Origin of the sequence: Nonomuraea mesophila (assembly GCF_004352805.1) — a bacterium.
GTDB classification, from domain to species: domain Bacteria; phylum Actinomycetota; class Actinomycetes; order Streptosporangiales; family Streptosporangiaceae; genus Nonomuraea; species Nonomuraea longispora.
The window spans coordinates 19,448-40,045 of record NZ_SMLD01000013.1 but is presented as its reverse complement, the minus strand read 5'-3'; the positions used below and the strand labels follow the sequence as shown (position 1 = coordinate 40,045).

Annotated in this window: 19 protein-coding genes; 15 read left to right on the top strand and 4 right to left on the bottom strand. The window is 71.2% G+C overall.

All coding sequences use genetic code 11. The annotated features are described in order from the left end of the window. The first annotated feature begins 69 nt into the window (after positions 1-69). From E1295_RS07630 to E1295_RS07605, 6 genes are all read left to right on the top strand, one after another. Positions 70-774 carry a FadR/GntR family transcriptional regulator gene (locus E1295_RS07630; RefSeq protein ID WP_132629088.1) on the top strand — a complete coding sequence of 235 codons (705 nt, stop codon included), beginning with the start codon at positions 70-72 and terminating at the stop codon, positions 772-774. A 57-nt stretch (positions 775-831) separates the two neighbouring features. Then, complete coding sequence (locus E1295_RS07625) at positions 832-1,587, top strand: hypothetical protein (protein WP_132628966.1); 756 nt, start codon at positions 832-834, stop codon at positions 1,585-1,587. Beyond that, positions 1,584-2,273, top strand: a complete 690-nt coding sequence (locus tag E1295_RS07620) for a nucleotidyl transferase AbiEii/AbiGii toxin family protein (RefSeq protein WP_246079901.1) — start codon at positions 1,584-1,586, stop codon at positions 2,271-2,273. Before E1295_RS07625 ends, E1295_RS07620 begins: the two co-directional genes overlap by 4 nt. A 195-nt stretch (positions 2,274-2,468) precedes the next feature. Further along, positions 2,469-4,181: an ABC transporter ATP-binding protein gene (locus tag E1295_RS07615; protein WP_246079900.1), complete on the top strand. Its 1,713-nt coding sequence runs from the start codon at positions 2,469-2,471 to the stop codon at positions 4,179-4,181. 53 nt (positions 4,182-4,234) lie between these two features. Beyond that, positions 4,235-5,884, top strand: a complete 1,650-nt coding sequence (gene hutU, locus E1295_RS07610; protein WP_220448593.1) for a urocanate hydratase — start codon at positions 4,235-4,237, stop codon at positions 5,882-5,884. Between the two features lie 58 nt (positions 5,885-5,942). Continuing rightward, on the top strand, positions 5,943-6,776 hold the full coding sequence (locus tag E1295_RS07605; protein ID WP_132628963.1) for a MurR/RpiR family transcriptional regulator: 834 nt from the start codon (positions 5,943-5,945) through the stop codon (positions 6,774-6,776). Here E1295_RS07605 and E1295_RS07600 read toward each other — a convergent pair. From E1295_RS07600 to E1295_RS07590, 3 genes are read right to left on the bottom strand one after another with little or no spacing between them, the layout of a single operon-like run. Then, entirely contained in the window at positions 6,756-7,505 is a 750-nt protein-coding gene (locus E1295_RS07600) for an ABC transporter permease (protein ID WP_132628962.1), read from the bottom strand. The genes E1295_RS07605 and E1295_RS07600 overlap by 21 nt on opposite strands. Further along, the gene (locus E1295_RS07595; protein ID WP_132628961.1) at positions 7,502-8,455 is read right to left on the bottom strand and encodes an ATP-binding cassette domain-containing protein; all 954 of its coding nucleotides are present in this window, start codon (positions 8,453-8,455) and stop codon (positions 7,502-7,504) included. The genes E1295_RS07600 and E1295_RS07595 overlap by 4 nt, the downstream gene beginning before the upstream one ends. 17 nt (positions 8,456-8,472) lie before the next feature. Further along, complete coding sequence (locus tag E1295_RS07590) at positions 8,473-9,003, bottom strand: PadR family transcriptional regulator (RefSeq protein WP_132628960.1); 531 nt, start codon at positions 9,001-9,003, stop codon at positions 8,473-8,475. A gap of 56 nt (positions 9,004-9,059) precedes the next feature. Here E1295_RS07590 and E1295_RS07585 point away from each other — a divergent pair, with 56 nt between their 5' ends. The 6 genes from E1295_RS07585 (at position 9,060) to E1295_RS07560 (ending at position 15,489) form a co-directional block, all read left to right on the top strand. Further along, positions 9,060-9,734, top strand: a complete 675-nt coding sequence (locus E1295_RS07585; RefSeq protein ID WP_132628959.1) for an SDR family oxidoreductase — start codon at positions 9,060-9,062, stop codon at positions 9,732-9,734. Positions 9,735-9,760: 26 nt separating this feature from the next. Continuing rightward, positions 9,761-10,933, top strand: coding sequence for an allantoate amidohydrolase (locus E1295_RS07580; protein WP_132628958.1), 1,173 nt, complete (start codon positions 9,761-9,763; stop codon positions 10,931-10,933). 22 nt (positions 10,934-10,955) lie between these two features. Continuing rightward, entirely contained in the window at positions 10,956-12,314 is a 1,359-nt protein-coding gene (locus tag E1295_RS07575) for a formimidoylglutamate deiminase (protein ID WP_132628957.1), read from the top strand. A gap of 40 nt (positions 12,315-12,354) precedes the next feature. Then, complete coding sequence (gene hutI / locus E1295_RS07570; RefSeq protein ID WP_132628956.1) at positions 12,355-13,542, top strand: imidazolonepropionase; 1,188 nt, start codon at positions 12,355-12,357, stop codon at positions 13,540-13,542. A gap of 68 nt (positions 13,543-13,610) precedes the next feature. Next, positions 13,611-14,552, top strand: a complete 942-nt coding sequence (locus E1295_RS07565; RefSeq protein WP_132628955.1) for a sigma-70 family RNA polymerase sigma factor — start codon at positions 13,611-13,613, stop codon at positions 14,550-14,552. 172 nt (positions 14,553-14,724) lie between these two features. Further along, on the top strand, positions 14,725-15,489 hold the full coding sequence (locus E1295_RS07560; protein ID WP_166427129.1) for an MOSC domain-containing protein: 765 nt from the start codon (positions 14,725-14,727) through the stop codon (positions 15,487-15,489). Here E1295_RS07560 and E1295_RS07555 read toward each other — a convergent pair. Continuing rightward, complete coding sequence (locus E1295_RS07555) at positions 15,473-16,396, bottom strand: ABC transporter substrate-binding protein (RefSeq protein ID WP_246079898.1); 924 nt, start codon at positions 16,394-16,396, stop codon at positions 15,473-15,475. The genes E1295_RS07560 and E1295_RS07555 overlap by 17 nt on opposite strands. Before the next feature lie 206 nt (positions 16,397-16,602). On the opposite strand from E1295_RS07555, the gene E1295_RS07550 reads away from it, so the two are divergent. The 3 genes from E1295_RS07550 to E1295_RS07540 all read left to right on the top strand — a co-directional run bounded on the left by E1295_RS07550 (position 16,603) and on the right by E1295_RS07540 (position 20,538). Further along, entirely contained in the window at positions 16,603-17,916 is a 1,314-nt protein-coding gene (locus tag E1295_RS07550) for an ammonium transporter (RefSeq protein WP_132628953.1), read from the top strand. After that, positions 17,913-18,251 (top strand): P-II family nitrogen regulator, encoded by a 339-nt coding sequence (locus E1295_RS07545; RefSeq protein ID WP_132330737.1) that lies wholly within the window; start codon positions 17,913-17,915, stop codon positions 18,249-18,251. Before E1295_RS07550 ends, E1295_RS07545 begins: the two co-directional genes overlap by 4 nt. 61 nt (positions 18,252-18,312) lie before the next feature. Continuing rightward, a complete protein-coding gene (locus E1295_RS07540) occupies positions 18,313-20,538 on the top strand; it encodes a [protein-PII] uridylyltransferase (RefSeq protein ID WP_132628952.1) in 2,226 nt (741 codons plus the stop codon). Positions 20,539-20,598 lie beyond the last annotated feature (60 nt).

Sequence of the window (20,598 nt, the reverse complement as noted above, 5' to 3'; positions counted from 1 at the left end):
GACCATTGATGTGTATGGCGGGATCGCTTGTCAAGACCTGAGGACACCTTGGACGAGTCGGCGCGTTTGATGACGGTGCTGCGCCCGGTCAGGGCCGGCAACGCCTTCGAGGAGACCGTGGAGCGCCTGCTCCAGGCCATCAAACTCGGCCTGGTCGCGCCGGGCGAGAAGCTTCCTCCCGAGCGCGAGCTGGCCGTCACACTCGGCATCAGCAGGGTGACCCTGCGCGAGGCCATCCGCGCGTTGTCCGACGCGGGCTACCTTGACGTGCGCCGGGGCCGTTACGGCGGCGCTTTCGTCACGTACGCGCCGCCCGAGCCGGACGCCGGCCACCTGCGCGAGGCCGTCAACGAGATGGGCATGGCCGACCTGTCCGACGCCCTCACGTTCCGCCTGGCGGTGGAGTGCGGCGCCGCCCAGGTGCTGGCGATGTCCCGGCCCGCGCGGGAGCAGCGGGCGGTACTCGTGCGCAGGCTCACCGACGTGAACGAGGCCGGCCTGGAGGACTACCGCCGGCTCGACACCGCCTTCCACCTGTCGATCGCGGAGCTGACGGGCTCGCCGCTGCTCGCCACGACCTGCGCGGACGCCCGCTCGCGGGTCAGTGACCTGCTCAACGCCATCCCCATGCTCCAGGTCAACCTCGACCACGCCGCCGTGCAGCACCAGGCCATCGTGGACGCCATCCTGGCGGGCGACCCCGACGCGGCCCGTCAGGCGGTGGCCGAGCATCTGGAGGGCACAGCGGCCCTCCTGCGCGCGTTCCTGGCCTGAGGTCCGCCGGTTGCGCGCATAAAGGGCTCATCGGCTCGTAGCATCGGTTCCAGCATCATGGGGAACTGGTTTCAGCACACCATCATCGCCACAGGACGGCTGCCGCTGTTCTGCTACTTCGTCGCGCTCATCGTCGCCTTCATCGCCACGCGCATCAACGTCCGCCTGATCAGGGCGAAGATCGGCTGGTTCCGCAACGTCAGCGTGGGCGAGATGCACATCCACCATGTCGTGTTCGGCGTCGTGCTGATGATGGTCGGCGGGGTCGCCGGGCTCATCGTCTCGCCCGGCTCGCAGGTGGGCACGGCCGCCGCCGCGTGCGTGTTCGGCATCGGGTCGGCGCTCGTGCTGGACGAGTTCGCGCTGATCCTGCACCTGCACGACGTCTACTGGGAGGAGGAGGGGCGCACCTCGGTCGACGCCGTCTTCATCGCGGTCGCCGTCACCGGCCTGCTCCTCATGGGGCTGCGCCCGCTCACCTGGGACTACGGCACCCCCGTCAACCCCGCCGTGCTCATCATCGCCAACCTGGCGCTGGCCGTCGTCACCCTGCTCAAGGGCAAGATCTGGACGGGGATGGCGGGGCTGTTCGTCCCGCCCATGCTGCTGGTCGGCGCGATCCGCCTGGCGCGGCCCGGCTCGCCCTGGGCCCACTGGTTCTTCACCGGGAAGTCGCCGCGCAAGATGGCCAAGGCGATCCACCGCGAGGAACGGTGGCGGCGGCCGGTGATCCGGGTCAAGATCGCCTTCCAGGAGTTCCTTTCGGGGCGGCATGATCTGCCGTCCACGCGCCGCCAGCGCCGGCACACGTGAGCCCGGTGCGTCTCGCCCCCTTCCACGAACGGCTGCTGCACGCGGTGCTGCCCGTCTTCGACCGGTACGGCCTGGTGCTCGCGGGCGGCCATGCGATGAGGGCGCACAGGTTCACCGACCGCCCGAACGCCGACCTCGACCTGGCCACGACCGCCGAGGTGCCCCCGGTGGCCGAAGGCGTGCGCGCGGCCTTCCGCGCGGCCGGGCTGCGGGCGTCCGTCATCGAGGTCACGCCGCGTACGGGGCGGTTGACGGTCGAGGACGCCGGCGAGAGCTGCCCGGTCGACCTGATGCGTGAGGTGTTCCGGCGCCCGCCGGTCCGGTGCGGGATCGTGCCGGTGCCGAGTGTGGAGGACACGATCGGGCTCACCATGAGGGCCCTGCACGACCGGGGCCACGCGCGCGACATCATCGACGTCGCCTCGGTGGCGCACCTCTACGCCTTCCGCGAGCTGGAAGGTCTGGGCAGGGCCCACGACGACGGGTTCGAGCCGTACGAGCTGGCTTCGCGGCTGGAGTGCGCCGAGTTCATCGGGGACGACGAGTTCCTGGCCCATGGGGTGGATCCGCGGCGGATCGCCGAGATCCGGGGGTTCGCGCGCGCGTGGGTGGAGGACATCAAGCTGCGGCGGGTCGATGACGGTGACGCCGACCTTGACGATCCCGATCTGCCGGACATCGACTGACCCTTCGGCTGGAGGGCCGATCACCGGGGCACGACCGGCCGGCGCGGCGGCATGTCCTCTCCTCCTCAAGAAGGAGAAGTCAACCAAAGTTGACATACTCAGGTCGTCAATTTAGGTTGACCCTGACGGAGTGGTGCCGATCGAGGGCTCCCGTTCGTTGGCGAAAAGTCGAGAAATGTCGTGAAAGGGGATGCGGTGATCAAGGAGTTGCTCGCCTACGTACGCCCGCACAGGAAGATCCTGTTCGTGGGCGGCCTGCTGGGGCTGATCGGCTCGGTCGCGGGCCTGGCGATGCCGTTGCTGGCCAAGTACGTCGTCGACGCCTTCGGAGAGAACACCTCGATGGCCGGCCCGCTGTTAGGGCTCACCGTCGCGGTGCTGGTGGGCGCGGTGGTGTCGGCCGGAGGCAGTTACCTGATGGAACGCACGGGCGAGGGCATCGTGCTCGGCGCCAGGCGCGGCCTCGTGGACCGGATGTTGCGGCTCAAGGTCGCCGACGTCGACCGGCTCAAGCCCGGCGACCTGATGTCGCGGGTGACCAGCGACACGACGCTGCTGCGCGCCGTGCTGACCAACGGCATCGTCGAGTCGGTGAGCTCGGCGTTCATGCTGGTCGGGGCCGTCGTCATGATGGCGGCCATGGACGGCGTGCTGCTGCTGATCACGCTGCTCGTGGTCGTGGTGATCGGCGGGCTGGTCGCGTTGATCATGCCGAGGATCCAGCGGGCCCAGTCGCACGCCCAGGAGGCCGTGGGCGAGATGGGGGCCGTGCTGGACCGGGCGCTGCAGGCGTACCGGACCGTGAAGGCGAGCGGCGCAGAGGAGCGCGAGATCGCCGAGGTCGGCGAGGCGGCGGTGCGCGCCCGCGACAGGGGGCTGCAGGTCGCCGGATGGACCTCGCTCGCGGGCGTGGCGACGTGGATGGCGGTGCAGATCGCGTTCCTGTGCGTGCTGGGCGTCGGCGGCTCGCGGGTGGCCTCCGGCACGCTGGAGGTGTCGTCGCTGATCGCGTTCCTGCTCTACCTGTTCTACCTCGTGCCGCCGATCGGGCAGCTCGTCCAGGGCGGTGTGCAGCTCCAGCAGGGGCTCGCCGCGCTCAAGCGGATCAAGGAGATCGAGGAGCTGCCGGCGGAGCCGGCCGAGCCGGTCCGCCGCGCGCAGGGCGGTGTGGAGCCGGTCGGGGTGACGTTCGAGGACGTGGTCTTCCGCTACGGCGACGACCGGCCGATCGTGCACGACGGCGTCACCTTCGAGGTGCCGCCCGGCGGCCTGACCGCGCTGGTGGGGCCGTCGGGAGCGGGAAAGTCGACGGTGTTCGCCCTGCTCGAACGCTTCTACGACCACCAGGGCGGGACGATCAGGATCGGCGGGCGCGACATCCGCGACTGGCCGCTCGGGGAGCTGCGCGCCGCGCTCGGCTACGTCGAGCAGGACGCCCCCGTACTGGCGGGCACGCTGCGGGAGAACCTGATGTTCGCCGCCAGGGACGCCACCGACGAGGAGCTGCGCCGCGCGATCGCCCGCACCCGGCTCGACGACCTGGTGGCCAGGCTGCCCGAAGGGCTGGAGACGGCGGTCGGGCACCGCGGCGTGCTGCTGTCGGGCGGCGAGCGGCAGCGCGTCGCCATCGCCAGGGCGCTGCTGCGCAAACCCAGGCTGCTGCTGCTCGACGAGGCCACCTCCCAGCTCGACGCGGTCAACGAGCTGCGGCTGCGCGAGGTCATCGCCGAGGTGGCCGCGGAGACCACGGTGCTGGTCATCGCGCACCGCCTGTCCACGGTGACGGGCGCCGACCGGATCGTGGTCATGGAGAGCGGGGGCGTGCGCGCGGTCGGCACGCACGACGAGCTGGTCGGCCTGGACGAGCTCTATCGGGAGCTGGCCGCCACCCAGTTTCTGGTGAGTTGAGCGATGTAGTGTGCGGGTGACATAGATGAATGCTCTCATTCAGGAGGGTCACCATGAGCCGCAGCGTGCGCGCGCCCCGAGGCACGACGATCACCGCCAAGGGGTGGCCGCAGGAGGCGGCGCTCCGCATGCTCCAGAACAATCTGGACCCGGAGGTCGCCGAGCACCCCGAGCAGCTGGTCGTCTACGGCGGCTCGGGCCGTGCCGCGCGCGACTGGCCGTCGTTCGACGCGCTGGTCAGGACGCTGACGACGCTCGAAGGCGACGAGACCCTGCTGGTGCAGTCGGGGCGCCCCGTGGGCGTGTTCCGCACCCACGAGTGGGCGCCCCGCGTGCTCATCGCCAACTCCAACCTCGTGCCCGACTGGGCGAACTGGGAGGAGTTCCGGCGGCTGGAGGCGGCCGGGCTCACCATGTACGGGCAGATGACCGCCGGCTCGTGGATCTACATCGGCACGCAGGGCATCCTGCAGGGCACGTACGAGACGTTCGCGGCGGTCGCCGACAAGCGCTTCGGCGGCTCGCTGGCCGGGACGATCACGCTGACGGCCGGGCTCGGGGGGATGGGCGGCGCCCAGCCGCTCGCCGTCACCATGAACGGCGGCGTGGCCATCTGCGTCGACTGCGACCCGCGCTCGGTCACCCGCCGCATCGAGCACCGCTACCTCGACGTGGCCGCGGAGTCGCTGGACGAGGCGCTGCGGCTGGCCTACGAGGCGCGCGACGCCCGCAGGCCGCTGTCGATCGGGGTGGTGGCCAACGCCGCGGAGGCGGTGCCCGGCCTGCTGGCGCGCGGCGCGGAGATCGACATCGTCACGGACCAGACCTCGGCCCACGACCCGCTGATGTACCTGCCGGAGGGGGTCGCCTTCGAGGACATGGCGGCCGAGCGTGACAAGGACCCGGCCGGGTTCACCGAGCGGGCGCGGGCCTCGATGGCCCGGCACGTCACGGCCATGGTGGGCTTCAAGGACGCCGGCGCGGAGGTGTTCGACTACGGCAACTCCATCCGCGGCGAGGCCAGGCTGGCCGGCTACGCGCGGGCGTTCGACTTCCCGGGGTTCGTGCCGGCCTACATCAGGCCGCTGTTCTGCGCGGGCAAGGGCCCGTTCCGGTGGGCGGCGCTGAGCGGCGACCCGGCCGACATCGCCGCGACCGACCGGGCGATCCTGGAGCTCTTCCCCGAGAACGAGGCGCTCGCCAGGTGGATCAGGAAGGCCGGCGAGAAGGTGCACTTCCAGGGCCTGCCCGCGCGCATCTGCTGGCTGGGATACGGCGAGCGCAACGTCGCGGGCGAGCGGTTCAACGACATGGTGGCCTCAGGCGAGCTCAAGGCGCCCGTCGTGATCGGGCGTGACCACCTCGACAGCGGGTCGGTGGCCTCCCCCTACCGCGAGACGGAGTCCATGGCCGACGGGTCCGACGCGATCGCCGACTGGCCGCTGCTCAACGCCATGCTCAACACCGCCTCGGGGGCCGCCTGGGTGTCCATCCACCACGGTGGCGGGGTCGGCATCGGGCGTTCGATCCACGCGGGCCAGGTCACGGTGGCCGACGGCACCGCGCTGGCGGCGGAGAAGCTCGACCGCGTGCTGACCAACGACCCGGGCACCGGCGTCATGCGGCACGTGGACGCCGGCTACGAGGAGGCCGCCCGGGTGGCCGCCGACCGCGGCGTCCGCGTCCCGATGCGGGAGTCCTGACCGCCCCTGTGACCAGGGTGGGGGATGAGAACGCGGGCCGGGTGACGTTGGAGGTGGCGTGGCGGACGGATATCACGATGGGCTGAGCGTGCTGCTGGACGGCCGGCGGTTGTCGCCCGTGCAGCGCAGGATCGCCCACTACCTCAGTGAGCACCTCGACGAGGCGATCTTCCTGTCCAGCGTCGAGCTGGCCGAGCGGGCCGGCGTGAGCCAGCCCTCGGTGACGAGGTTCGCGATGGTGCTGGGGTTCGCCGGATATCCGGAGCTGCGGCAGGCGCTGCGGCCGCTCGTGCTGGGCGGCGGGCCGCACGCGCCGCAGGAGAGCCTGCTGCGCGGGGCCATCGACGCCGAGATCCGCAACCTCGCGCTCGTCAGGGAGCGGCTGCCGGCCTTCCCCCTGAAGGAGCTGGGCGAGCAGCTGGCCGCCACCGAGCCGCTGCCCGTCATGGGGCTGCGGGTCTCCTGCGGGCTGGCCACCACCTTCGCCTACTACGCCCGCCGCGTCCACCCCGACGTGCGGCTGCTCACGCACGGCGGGTCGGAGCTGGCCGACGGGCTGCACGCGGCCCGCCGGGCGGGCGGCGAGTGGCTGGTGGCCGTGGTGCTGCCGAGATATCCCGTCGAAGCGCTCCAGGCGCTGGAATACGCCGGCAAGCTCGGCCTGCGGGTGGCCGCCATCACCGACAAGGCCACCTTCCCGGCGGAGGTGGTGCTGGACGCCCCCGTCGGCGACCGCCTCGTGTTCGACTCCCACGCGGCGCCGCTCGCCCTGGCGATGGCCCTGGTGGAGGCCATCGCCGACGCGGCGCCGCTGCGCACCAGGGCGCGGCTGGAGGAATATGAGCGGATGACCGACGAGACCGGTACGTTCCTAACCGGCGATCCTGCGTAGCGAGCGCATCGACCAGATCGTGGTGAGCACCGCCAGCACGATGAACATCCCGAACGCGACCGGGATCGACGAGTCGGACAGCCGGCCCGCGAACAACGAACGCCCCGCCTCGACCGCGTGATAGAGCGGGTTGACCGGGGCCAGCAGCTTCATCCAGTCGGGCGCGAACGCGATCGGCACGAACAACCCGGCCAGCAGCATGATCGGCAACATGAACAGGTTGAGCGTCTGCGACATGCCGTTCTCGTCGCGCACGGTCAGCGCCAGCCCCTGCGACAACCCCGAGGCGAACAAGCCCGTGGCCGCCATGAGCAGCAGCACCAGCACCAGCTCGGCGATCCCGATGCGCACGCCCATCGCCACCGCCACGACCAGCACCAGGATCGCCTGGCACACCAGCACGACCATGTCCTTGGCGACCCGGCCGAGCACGATGGCCGGCCGCCAGGCGGGGCTGACGGCGAAACGTTCGAGCGAGCCGTTGCGCAGGTCGGCGATCAGGCCGAACCCGGAGAACAACGACCCGAACACGGCGATCATCATCATCGCCGCCGGTGTGAACATGCGCAGCGCTTCGACGGTCGTGCCGCCCGGGGTCATGGTCTTGAGCAGCGGCGCGAACATCAGCAGATAGAGCACCGGCTGGATCATGCCGAACAGCGGCCAGACGGGATTGTTGAACGACTTCTTGAACTCGTAGCCGGTGAACAGGACGGTGTGGCGGATCATGAGTCGGCTCCAGCGTCACGAAGGGTGCGGCCGGTCTTGGCCAGGAAAACGTCGTCGAGGGTGGACCTGTCGAGCGCGATCGAGCTCAGCCCGACGCCCGCGCCCTCCAGCACCCGCAGCAGCGCGGGCAGAGTGCGCTCGCCGTCGTCGACGTAGACGCGCAGCACGTCCCCGTCGACACGGGTCTCGCGGGCCAGCGACTTGAGCGTGCCAGCGGCCTTGTCCAGGTCGTCGGCCCTGAGTGTGATCACGTCGCCGGACACCTGCCGCTTGAGCTCACCGGGGGTGCCCTCCGCCACGACCTCGCCGTGGTCGACGATCATCAGCCGGTCGCACAGCACGTCGGCCTCGTCGAGGTAGTGGGTGCTGAGCAGCACGCTCGTGCCGGCCTCGCGCAACTGCCTGATGCGCTCCCACAGGTTGGCGCGGTTCTGCGGGTCGAGGCCCGTCGTGGGCTCGTCGAGGAAGAGCAGCGGCGGGTTGTGCACCAGCCCGATGGCGATGGCCACCCGCCGCTTCTGCCCGCCGGAGAGCGTACGGCCCGGTCGGTCGGCCATCTCGGTCAGGTCGAAGCGCTCCAGCACCTCGGCGGCCGCCTGCTTCGGGTCGGCCACGTCGTGGATCCTGGCGGCCAGCACGACCTGGGCCCTGGCACTCGTGGTGTCCTCCACGCCGCCGGCCTGGCTCACGTAGCCGAGGTTGCGGCGCACGGCGGCGGGCTCCTTGAGCAGGTCGTGGCCCGCGATGACGGCCGTGCCCGCGTCGGGGGCGATCAACGTGGAGAGCATGCGGATCGTCGTGGTCTTGCCGGCGCCGTTGGGGCCGAGCACGCCGAAGATCTCGCCCTTCTTCACCTCGAGGCCGACGCCGCGTACGGCCTCGACGGTCTGGGTGCCCTTCCTGCTCCTGGTGGTGAAGGTCTTGCGCAGGCCGTCTGCCTGAATGATCATGAGGGTTCCCGCTCCTTCTAGGGCAACTCGTCCGCTTCGACCCGCCCGATCGCCTGCTCCACCCAGTCGAGCTGGGTCTGCAGCATGGCTTGGGTCAGGCGGAGGTTCTCGTCAACGTGCCGGGGGGTGCCATAACGCTCTTTGGCGGCGAAGACGTGTCCGAAGGTCTCCACGGTCATCGTGAGCTGACGCATCCTGCCATACAGGGCGTCCAGAATCTCCTGCTTTTCCAGCCGGTCCATGAATGTCATCGCGACCTGGAAGGGGTCGATGATCGGCCGCACCTCGTGCCAGGCCCCGAGCAGCAGGCGGTGGAACTCCGCCCGGCCGGCATCGGTGATCGCGTAGACGACCTTGCCCCCCTTGCCGGCCTCGACGATCTCCAGCAGGCCCTCGTCGGCCATCTTGGCCAGCCCGTGGTAGATCGAGCCGAAGGCCACGTTGGCCCAGCGGTCGACGTTCATGGTCTCCAGTCGCCTGCGGACGCCGTAGCCGTTCATGGGCTCGTCGAGCAGCGCGCCGAGGATGAGAATGCGCGTGGAGGACATGTGTTCAAGTTTGAGTACAAACTTGAGTTTTCGTCAAGGTCAAATAGGCTGGGCTCATGAGTGAACGACCAACGGCGCTGGTCACCGGCGCTTCCCGGGGTGTCGGCGCGGCTGTCGCCAGAGCTCTGGCCCCGACATATGACGTCGTGCTGGGCGGCCGCGACGAGGCCGCGCTCGCCGCGGTGGCGGCCGAGCTGCCCGGTGCGCGGCCGTGGCCGGTGGAGCTGACCCGGGTCACGCAGGCCGACGTCGAGCACGTCGAGCGGCTCGACGTGCTCGTGCACTGCGCCGGGATCAGCGAGCTCGGCCGGATCGCCGACCAGCCCGCCGACGTGTGGCGCAGGACGATGGACGTCAACGTCGTCGCCGTCGCCGAGCTGACCAGGCTGCTCCTGCCGGCGCTGCGGCGGGCCGGTGGCCACGTCGTCTGCGTCAATTCGGGGGCGGGCCAGCGGGCCAACCCAAGCTGGGGTTCCTACTCCGCCAGCAAGTTCGCGTTGAAGGCCCTCGCCGACGCGCTGCGCCTGGAGGAGCCCGAGCTCCGCGTCACCACGGTCTATCCCGGGCGGACGGCCACCGACATGCAGCGCGGCGTGCGCGCCTTCGAGGGCGGGGAGTTCGAGCCCGATCGGTATCTCACGCCGGAGAGCGTGGCGCGGGCCGTGCTGGCCGCCGTCACCGCCGGTCCCGACGCCCACCTCACCGAGCTGACCATCCGCCCGCGGGCCTGAATGGAGTCATTCACTACAGTGGGGTCATGCTCGAACCACTCGCTCACGTAGGACGCGACCCGGCGACCGGCGGCTACGTCAGGGACGCGTGGTCGCCCGCGGACCTCGAACTGCGCGGATGGTTCGCGGGCGAGGCCCGGCGAAGGGGCCTCGACCTGCGGGAGGACCGCAACGGCAACCTGTGGGGATGGTGGGGCGACCCCTCGCCGCGGCGGCCCGGCGTGGTCACGGGCAGCCACCTCGACTCGGTGCGCCAGGGCGGCGCCTACGACGGGCCGCTCGGCGTAGTCTCGGCCTTCGCCGCGCTCGACCTGCTGAGAGCGCGCGGCGTCACCCCGGCCGTGCCCCTCGGGGTCGCCTGCTTCACCGACGAGGAGGGCGCGAGGTTCGGCGTCCCCTGCATGGGGTCGCGGCTGCTCACCGGCCTGCTCGACCCCGAGCGGGCGCTCGCGCTCAAGGACGACGACGGCGACACGCTGGCCGACGTCATGACCAGGGCGGGGCGCCGACCCCACGAGGCCGGGCGTGACGACGAGACGCTTGCCATGATCGGCACGTTCGTCGAGCTCCACGTCGAGCAGGGCCGCGGCCTCGTCACCGAGGGCCGCCCCGTGGGCGTGGCCGGGGCGATCTGGCCGCACGGCCGCTGGCGCTTCGACTTCCGCGGCCGGGCCGACCACGCGGGCACCACCCGGCTGGCCGACCGCGACGACCCGATGCTGCCGTTCGCCCGCATGGTGCTGGCCGCGCGCGAACTGGCGGCGCGGCACGGCGTGGTGGCCACGGTGGGCAAGCTGCGCGTCTCGCCCGGCAACGCCAACGCCATCCCCGGCCACGTTTCGGCCTGGCTCGACGCGCGCGGCGCCGACGAGAGTGCCGTACGCGCCCTCGTCGCGGACCTGACGGCCGGGGCGGCGGCCGACGTACGGGAGGAGTCGTGGACGCCGGTCGTCGACTTCGACGCGGCGCTGCGCGACCGGCTGGCCAGGGCCGCGGGAGGCGACACGCCCGCGCCGATCCTGGCGACAGGAGCCGGGCACGACGCGGGAATCCTCGCGACGGCGGGCGTCCCGAGCGCCATGGTGTTCGTCAGGAACCCCACCGGCGTGTCCCACTCGCCCGATGAGCACGCCGAACAGGCAGACTGCGAGGCGGGAGTCGTGGCACTCGCGGACGTGCTGGAGGATCTGTGTCGCTGACCGAGACGAAGCCGAGGTCCTGATGGGGGCGGGGAGCGGTGGATCCGCCGTGGGCGGAGCCTCCCACGTGTACTGGTGCGAGCAGGCGTGGCTGCCCGAAGGCGTCACCGACGGCGTGCTCGTCGAGATCGAGGGTGAGCGGATCGCGCGCATCGGCCAGGGCCCGCCGGGTCCGGCGGAGCGGCTGGCGGGGCTCACCATCCCCGGCCTGGCCAACGCCCACTCCCACGCCTTCCACCGCGCGCTGCGCGGCAGCACCCAGGAGGGCAGGGGCGACTTCTGGACCTGGCGCGAGCGGATGTACACCGCGGCGGCCAAGCTGGACCCCGGCTCCTACCTCCGCCTGGCGAGGGCCGTCTACGCGGAGATGGCGCTGGCCGGGGTGACGTGCGTGGGCGAGTTCCACTATTTGCACCACGCCGGGGACGGCCGGCCCTACGACGACCCCAACGCGATGGGCCACGCCCTGATCCAGGCGGCCCGCGACGCCGGTCTGCGCATCGCGCTGCTCGACACCTGCTACCTGTCGGGAGGCATCGGCGCGCCGCTGACCGGCACGCAACTGCGTTTCACCGACGGCGACGCCGAAGGCTGGGAGACCAGGGCGGAGGAGCTGGTGGCGGCGTACGACGGGCAGCCCGACGTGGAGATCGGCGCGGCCATCCACTCGGTGCGCGCGGTGCCGCCCGAGCAGATGCCGGTCGTGGCGGAGTTCTCCCACCGCAACGCGGCGCCGCTGCACGTGCACGTCTCCGAGCAGCAGGCGGAGAACACGGCCTGCGTCGAGATGTACGCGGCCACGCCCGTCCAGGTGCTGCACGAGCGGGGCGTGCTGGGGCCGCGCTCGACCGCCGTGCACGCCACCCACCTGACCGACGTGGACATCGAGCTGCTCGGCCAGTCGGGCTCCTACGTCTGCATGTGCCCCACCACCGAACGCGACCTCGCCGACGGCGTCGGTCCCGCCAGGGCGACGGCCGACCGGGGAGCCTCGATCACGCTCGGCTCGGACAGCCACGCCGTGATCGACCTGTTCGAGGAGGCCAGGGCCGTCGAGCTGGACGAGCGGCTGGCCACCCACACGCGCGGCCACTGGCGCGCGGACGAGCTGCTCAGCGCCGCCACCGTCACGGGCCACACCTCGCTCGGCTTCCCCGGCGCGGGCCTGCTCGTGCCGGGCGCGTGGGCCGACCTGGTCTCCGTACGCCTCGACTCCGTGCGCACGGCGGGCGCGCGAGGGCTGGAGTCCGTGGTGTACGCGGCCACGGCGTCCGACGTGCACGCGGTCGTCTCCGGCGGCCGGCGCGTGGTCACCGAGGGCCGGCACGTGCTCGGCGACGTCGGCCCCATGCTCATCGAGGCGATCGCCGCCCTGCGATGACCGCTCGCGCGGGCGCCCACCGACAACCCAGGAGGAACCCATGACGGGCACGACGCTGATCGACGGGATCGGGCTCCTGTACACCGGCGACCCGGAACGCGAGGAGATCCCCGACGCCGCGCTCGTCATCGAGGACGGCCTGGTCGCCTGGGCCGGGCCCGCGAGCCGGGCCCCGGACGCCGACGCGCGTGTGGACGCCGGGGGCAGGGCCGTCATCCCGGGCTTCGTCGACAGCCACGCCCACCTCGTCTTCGCCGGCGACAGGACCGCGGAGTTCCAGGCCCGCATGTCCGGCGAGCCCTACACGGGAGGCGGCATCAGGACCACGGTCGCCGCCACGCGCGACGCGGGGGACGCCGAGCTGGCCACCCACGCCTTCGGCCTGGTGAACGAGATGCTCGCGCAGGGCACCACCACCGTGGAGATCAAGAGCGGCTACGGGCTGTCCGTCGAGGACGAGCGCCGCTGCCTGGAGATCGCCACCGTGCTGACCGACGAGACCACCTTCCTCGGCGCCCACGTGGTGCCCTCCGGCGTGGACGCCGACGCCTACGTGCGGCTCGTCGCCGGAGAGATGCTCGAGGCGTGCGCCCCCTACGCGAAGTGGGTGGACGTGTTCTGCGAGCGCGGGGCGTTCGACGGCGACCAGACCCGGGAGATCCTCACGGCGGGCGTGAAGGCGGGGCTCGGGGCGCGGGTGCACGCCAACCAGCTGACCGAGGGGCCGGGCGTGCGGATCGCCTGCGAGCTCGGGGCCGCCTCCGCCGACCACTGCACCCACCTTTCGGCGGCCGACGTGGACGCGCTGGCCTCCTCGGGCACCGTGGCGACGCTGCTGCCGGGGGCGGAGTTCTCCACGCGCTCGCCGTACCCGGACGCGCGGCGGCTGCTCGACGCGGGCGCGACGGTGGCGCTGGCGACCGACTGCAACCCGGGGTCGTCGTTCACGTCGTCGATGGCGTTCTGCGTGGCGCTGGCCGTACGCGAGATGCGGATGACGCCGCTGGAGGCCATCAGGGCGGCCACGTACGGCGGGGCACGCGCGTTGCGGCGCACGGACGTAGGCTGGTTGCGGCGCGGAGCTCGCGCGGACCTCGTCATTCTCGACGCCCCCTCCTATGTGCATCTGGCCTACCGACCTGGCGTTCCCCTTGTCCACCAGGTGTTCCACGGCGGCCTCCTCCTTGAGGAGGACATCCAGAACCCTCCCTCCGACGTAGTGCTTTAGGGAATCTTTGCCTCGGGCCGGACGTTGGGCCGGTAGGGAACGCAGCTGCGGGAACGAGGTGCCTGGGGATGGCAAGGCCTACGGGGAGTCGCACGCAGGAGCAGCATGTCGCCGATCGCGACCTGCTGGGGACCTATCTGGCCGAGATCGGCCGGGTCCCCCTGCTCACGGCAGAGGAAGAGGTGGAGCTCGCCAAGCGGATAGAGGCGGGTCTCTTCGCCGAGCAGTTGCTCGACAGCGGGGGCTCGGAGCCGCGCATCGGGGACGCGGCGGACGAGGAGCTGGAGCGCCTGGCCATTTCCGGCCAGCGGGCCAAAGACGAGTTCATCCAGGCCAACCTGCGCCTGGTGGTGGCGGTGGCCAGGAAATACTCAGGCCGGGGGATGCCGCTCATCGACCTGGTGCAGGAGGGCAATCTCGGCCTGGTCCGCGCCGTGGAGAAGTTCGACTACCGGCGGGGCTACAAGTTCTCCACCTACGCGACGTGGTGGATCAGGCAGTCGGTGGGGCGGGCGATCCACGAGCAGGCGCGGCCGGTGCGGCTGCCCACACACGCGGGCGAGCAGATGACCCGGTTGATGCGTGTGCGGCGCGACATCCTGGCGGAGTTCGACGCCGAGCCGACCGACGACGATCTGGCCCAGATCCTCGACCTGCCGATCGAGCGGGTGCGCGAGCTGCGGCGGTGGGCGTCCGACCCGGTCTCGCTCCAGCTCGGGGTGGGCGACGAGGACGAGACCGAACTGGGCGACATGATCGCCGACGAGACGTGGGCCGACCCGGAGCAGCAGGCCATCGACATCCTGGAGCGCGAGCGGCTGGACGAATGGCTGACCGGGCTGGAGGGCGTCACGAGCGAGATGCTGCGCTGGCGCTACGGTCTGCTCGACGGGCGCGAGCACACGCTGACGGAGGTCGGCGAACGTTACGGCATCGGCCGCGACCGCGCCCGCCGCATCGAGCGCGACGCCCTGGCCCGCCTACGCAAAATGGCCACGGCCGCCGCCTGAGACAACCTGCGCGCCCGCCGATCTGCCGACGTCTGTCGAGTGGCTGCTCAGGTCGCGTTCAGGCTGCTCCCTTTTGGGAACCCCCCGGGCTGACCGCCGCACCGCGGCAGAAGCAAGCAGATCGGGCGGGACCACCGGCACGCCGCGAAGCACGCACTCGTATGGTCGGGGGATGCATGTGGAGATGGTGCGGCGGTATCCGGTGAAGTCGATGCTGGGCGAGGAGGTCGGGCGGAGCGAGGTGACCGAGCGCGGCCTCGTGGGGGATCGGGTGCGTGCGGTGCTCGACGTGGCCACCGGCAAGATCGCCAGCGCGAAGAATCCGCGGCTCTGGCGTGGCCTGCTGACGGTGGAGGGCGCGCGGGTCCCCGGTGACGAGGAGTTGTCGCGGCTGCTCGGACGCGAGGTGCGGGTGATCGATGTGCCGCCGGCGGGCGCCGAGTTCGAACGGTCGGTGCCGGAGCAGGTGCTGGCCGAGGGGATCGAGGCGGAGGTGCCGTACACGGTGGGCACGCTCGGCGGGGCGTCGCCGGACGGCACGTTCTTCGATTTCGCCCCGGTTCACCTGATCTCCACGTCCGCTGTCGAGAGGATCGGCGCGCTGAGCCCGCGCGGGCGGGTCGAGGTGGTCCGCTACCGGCCCAACCTGGTGATCGCGACGGACGAGGAGGGGTTCCCGGAGAACGCCTGGGTGGGCCGGGAGTTGCACGTGGGCGACGCGGTGGTGCTGAAGGTCATGGTGGCCACGCCTCGCTGCGCCGTGCCGACGCTGGCGCACGGGCCGCTGGAGCGCGACACGGAGGCCCTGCGCACCGTGGCCAGGCACAACCGGGTGCCGGTGTTCGACATGGGGCCGCAGCCGTGCGCGGGGGTGTACGCGCGGGTGCTGCGGCCCGGTCTGGTCAGGAAGGGCGATCGGGTCACACCAGTGGGGTGAGGTGTTCGTCGAGGTCGTCGAGGATCTTGCCGGCGGCGGTGACGCCGATGCCGGTCATCCAGATCTCGTCGTCCACGTTGTGGGCGTTGCCCGAGGTGACGGCTTCGAGGTTCTTCCACAGGGGGCCGGCGGTGACGGTGGCCTGTGACTTGGCGGCGGCCTCGCCGTACGCGCTGTAGAAGAGGGCGTCACCGTCGGCCTTGGCGATGTTCTCCTGGCTGAGCTTGCCGAAGCGCTTGTCGTCCTGGTCCTTCAGCAGTTGTGTCTCGGGCCGCGGGATGGCGGCGTCGCCCAGCACGATGCCGCTGAAGGACTCGGGCCCGTACATGCGGATCTCGGTGGGCATGAAGCGCACGATGCTCACCTTGAGCTCGGCGAACTTGGCGCCCACGTCCTTGGCCCGCTGCTCGTAGTCCGACAGCAGCCGCGTGGCCTGTTCCTTCTTGCCGAGCGCTTCGGCGTCGAGCAGGAAGTTGTCCTTCCAGGTGATGCCGACGCGGTCGGTGAAGACGGTGGGCGCGATCTTGCTGAGCTTCTCGTAGAAGGGCGCCTGCCGGAACTTGGAGCCGAGGATGAGGTCGGGCCGGAGCGCCATGATGGCTTCGAGGTTCAGTTCCTGGAGGGTGCCCACGGCCTTGGTGGTGTTGAGCGTGGGGCCGAGGTAGTCGGGCCAGGTCTGGTTCTGGGAGGCCTGCGCGGCCCCGACGGGCGTGAGGCCGAGCGAGACCATGGTGTCGAGCTTGTCGGTGTCGAGCACCACCACCCGCTTGGGGTTCATGGGCACCTTGGTCTCGCCCATGGCGTGCTTGACGGTCCGCGTGGGACCGGCCTCCTGGGTGGAGGTGGAACTACCGCAGGCGACGAGGGCGAAGGAGAGCGTGGCGGCGAGGGCCAGGCGGAGACGCATGGGCATTCCTTGATCGGTTAGGTTAGGCAAGCCTAAGTATTCCACGTCCCGATAGTGCGGTGCCGTAACCCTTCCTGTGAGAAGGCCGAAACTCGCCCGAAACACCCGCACGGCGAGATTCACGAATGTGAAACACACCTGGTCGAGCCACGAAACCCCGGCCGAACACGCTGTGGCAACACGTCACATGTAAGGAGGGTCGCGTCGTGGAGATCGATAGCGGCACGACTGCCTGGATGCTCACGGCCGCCGCACTGGTGCTGTTGATGACTCCGGGCCTCGCGTTCTTCTACGGGGGAATGACCAGGGCCAAGAGTGTCCTGAACATGATGATGATGTCGTTCGGCGCCATCGTCACCGTCACCGTCACCTGGATGCTCTTCGGGCACTCGCTGGCCTTCACCGACAACCCCAGCTCGGCCCTCAACACCTTCGTCGGCGGTTTCGACGCCCTGGGCCTGCAGAGCCTGGTCGACACCGCCACCGCGGACGACGGCACCGGCATGCCGAGCCTCGTCTTCTCCATGTTCCAGATGACCTTCGCCATCATCACGGTCGCCCTGATCAGCGGCGCGATCGCGGACCGGGCGAAGTTCGGGGCGTGGATGCTCTTCACCGTCATCTGGGCCACGGTCGTCTACTTCCCGGTCGCGCACTGGGTGTGGGGCACCGGCTGGCTCAACACCATGGGCATCGAGGACTTCGCCGGCGGCACCGTCGTGCACATCAACGCCGGAGCGGCGGCGCTCGCACTCGCCCTGGTGCTCGGCAAGCGGCAGGGCTGGCGCAAGGAGCCGATGCGCCCGCACAACCTGACGCTGGTGCTGCTCGGCGCGGCCCTGCTGTGGTTCGGCTGGTTCGGCTTCAACGCCGGCTCCGAGCTCGCCGTGGACGGCATCACCGGCCTGGCCTTCATCAACACGCAGGTCGCCACCGCGGTCGCCGTGGGCGCCTGGCTCCTGGTGGAGAAGCTGCGCGACGGGCACGCCACCAGCCTGGGCGCCGCCTCCGGCGCGGTCGCCGGTCTGGTCGCCATCACCCCGGCCTGTGGTTTCGTCGACCCCTGGGCCGCGATGGTCATCGGCCTGCTGGCCGGTGCGGCCTGCGCGTACGCCGTCGGCCTGAAGTACCGGCTCGGCTACGACGACTCGCTCGACGTGGTCGGCGTGCACCTGGTGGGCGGCGTGGTCGGCGCCGTCGCCCTCGGCTTCCTGGCCGCCTACCCCGCCACGGACCAGCAGAGCGAGGGCCTGTTCTACGGAGGCGGCTTCGGGCAGCTCGGCCTGCAGGTGCTCGGCCCCGTCGCGGTCGGCGCCTACTCCTTCGTCATCACGTGGATCATCGGCACGGTCATCCACAAGACGCTCGGTTTCCGCATCTCCTCCGAGGACGAGGTCACCGGCGTCGACATCACCACCCATGCCGAGACGGGCTACGATCTCGGCACCGTTCACGCCTCCGGCGTGAGCTCGCCCAACGGCCCCGTCACCGCTCCCGCTACGAAGAAGGTGGACGCATGAGGCTCATCACGGCGATCGTCAAGCCCTTCAAGCTGGATGACGTCAAGGCGGCGCTCGAGCAGTTCGGCATCAAGGGCATGACGGTCAGCGAGGCGAGCGGCTACGGCCGCCAGCGCGGCCACACCGAGGTCTACCGCGGCGCCGAATACCAGGTCGACCTGGTGCCGAAGGTCAGGATCGAGGTCCTCGCCGAAGAGGACGACACCGAGGACGTGATCGACGTCATCGTCAAGGCCGCGCACACCGGCAAGATCGGTGACGGCAAGGTCTGGTCCGTGCCCGTGGACACCGTCGTCCGCGTCCGCACGGGAGAGAGGGGCCCGGAGGCCCTGTGATGAAACCCAGGCGACGCCCGGACGACGGGGTCCGGGCGGAGCTAGGCGAGGGGGCGCAGGAGTGAGGGGCGAGGCTCGTTCGTACGCCGCGGCGCGCAAGGAGCGGGCCGCGGACACCGACCGCTGGCTCAAGGATCTCTTCCGTACGGCCGGCGGCGGCGAGCACGTCTCTCTGGTCGCCGTCGGGAGCCTGGGCAGGGGCGAGCTGGCCCCCGGCAGCGACCTCGACCTCGTCCTGCTGCACAACGGGCGGGCCGACGTCGCCAGGATCGCCGACCGGATCTGGTATCCGATCTGGGACTCGGCGGTCAACCTCGACCATTCCGTGCGCACGGTCGAGGAGGCGGTGACCGTCGCGCGGCAGGACCTGAAGGCCGTGCTCGGCCTCATCCAGGCCAGGCACGTGGCGGGCGATCCCGAGCTGACCCGCAAGGCCAGGGAGGCGGTGCTCGCCGAGTGGCGGGCCGACTCCCGCCGCCGGCTCGGCGAGTTGCGCGCCGCCGCGGACCGGCGGGCCCGCGCCAGCGGCGAGCTGGCCTTCCTGCTCGAACCCGACCTGCGGGACGGTCGCGGCGGGCTCCGCGACGTCCAGGCCATGCAGGCGGTGGCCGCCGCCTGGGTCGCCTCGGCGCCCGGCCCCAGGGCGCGGGAGGCGTACGAACTCATCCTCGACGTGCGGCACGCGCTGCACGTCGTCACCGGCCGCGGCACCGACCGGCTGGTGCTGCAGGAACAGGACGCGGTGGCCGGGCTGCTCGGGCTGCTCGACGCCGAGGCGCTGATGCGCAGGCTCGCGGAGGCGGGCCGTACGGTCTCCCACGCCTTCGACGCCACCTGGCGCACCGTTGACAGGCTCCTGTCAGGCCCCGCTCCCCGGGGCCGCCGCCCGCTGGCCGACGGCGTGGTCGAGCACGGCGGCGAGGTCGTGCTCGCCAGGGGAGCCGACCCGCGCAAGGATCCCGTGCTGGTGCTGCGGGCCGCCGCCGCGGCGGCCGACTCGGGGCTGCCCCTCGCGCCCGCCACGGTCTCCGTTCTGGCCGCTCAGTCGCCGCAGATGCCGGTGCCGTGGCCTGAGGAGGCGCGCGACGCGCTGGTGTCGATCCTCGGCGCGGGCCGCGCCGCCGTGCCCGTGTGGGAGGAGCTCGACCAGGCGGGCATCCTTGTCAAGCTGCTTCCTGACTGGGAGCGCGTACGCCACCGCCCCCAGCGCAATCCGATCCACCGGTTCACGGTCGACCGGCACCTGATCGAGGCCGCCACGAACGCCGCCGGCCACACCCGCGAGGTCTCCCGCCCCGACCTGCTGCTCATCGGGGCGCTGCTGCACGACATCGGCAAGGGCTGGCCCGGCGACCACTCGGCGACGGGCGAGGTCGTGGTCCGCGACATCGCCGCGCGCGTCGGCCTGCCCCCGGCCGACGTGGAGATCCTCGCCACCGTCGTACGCCATCACCTGCTGCTGCCGGAGACCGCCACCCGCCGAGACCTCGACGATCCCGTCACGATCGAGAAGGTCGCGGCGACGGTCGGCACGCGGGAGGTGCTCGACCTGCTGGCCGCGCTGGCGGTGGCCGACGGCCACGCGACCGGTCCGGCCGCGTGGAACGCCTGGAAGGCGGGGCTGGTCACCGACCTCGTACGCCGGGTCAGGTCGGTGCTGGCCGGTTCGCCCCCGCCAAAGCCTCCCATGCTCTCGCCCGAGCAGGCGGCGCTCGCCCGGCACGGAGGCGGGGCCGTCCGCGTCCACGGGGGAGCGGTCACGGTCGTCGCCCCCGACCGGGTGGGGTTGTTGTGGAGCGCCGCGGGCGTGCTGGCGGCGCACCGGCTCGTCGTACGCTCCGCCTCGGCCGCCTCCGCGGGGTCCACGGCCGTGATCGAGTTCTCCGTCATCCCCGAGTACGGCTCGCCGCCCGACCCCGCGACGCTGGAGGCGGACCTCCGTCTCGTCCTTGCTGGGCGTCTTGACATCGAACAGCGCCTGGCCCGCCGTACGCGGTCGATGAGGCCTCCTCGCGTGCCCGTCGCTCCACCCCGCGTGACGTTGGTGGACGACGCCTCGGCGACCGCCACCGTGGTGGAAGTCAGGGCCCATGACAGGCCGGGGCTGCTGTGGCGCATCGGACGGGCGTTCGGTGAGTGTGGTCTTGACGTGAGAGCCGCTCGCGTGGAGACTCTCGGCGCGGAGGCGGTGGACGTCTTCTACGTAGTGGATCGCGCCGGTCGCTCCCTCCGCGACGACGCGCAGAGGGCTCAAGTCCGCGATCAAGTGCTTGCCGCACTGAGATAACCAACAGCACACGACTGGCGGACACCTTTGTAACAATGGTGTCCGAAATGCCTGGTAAGT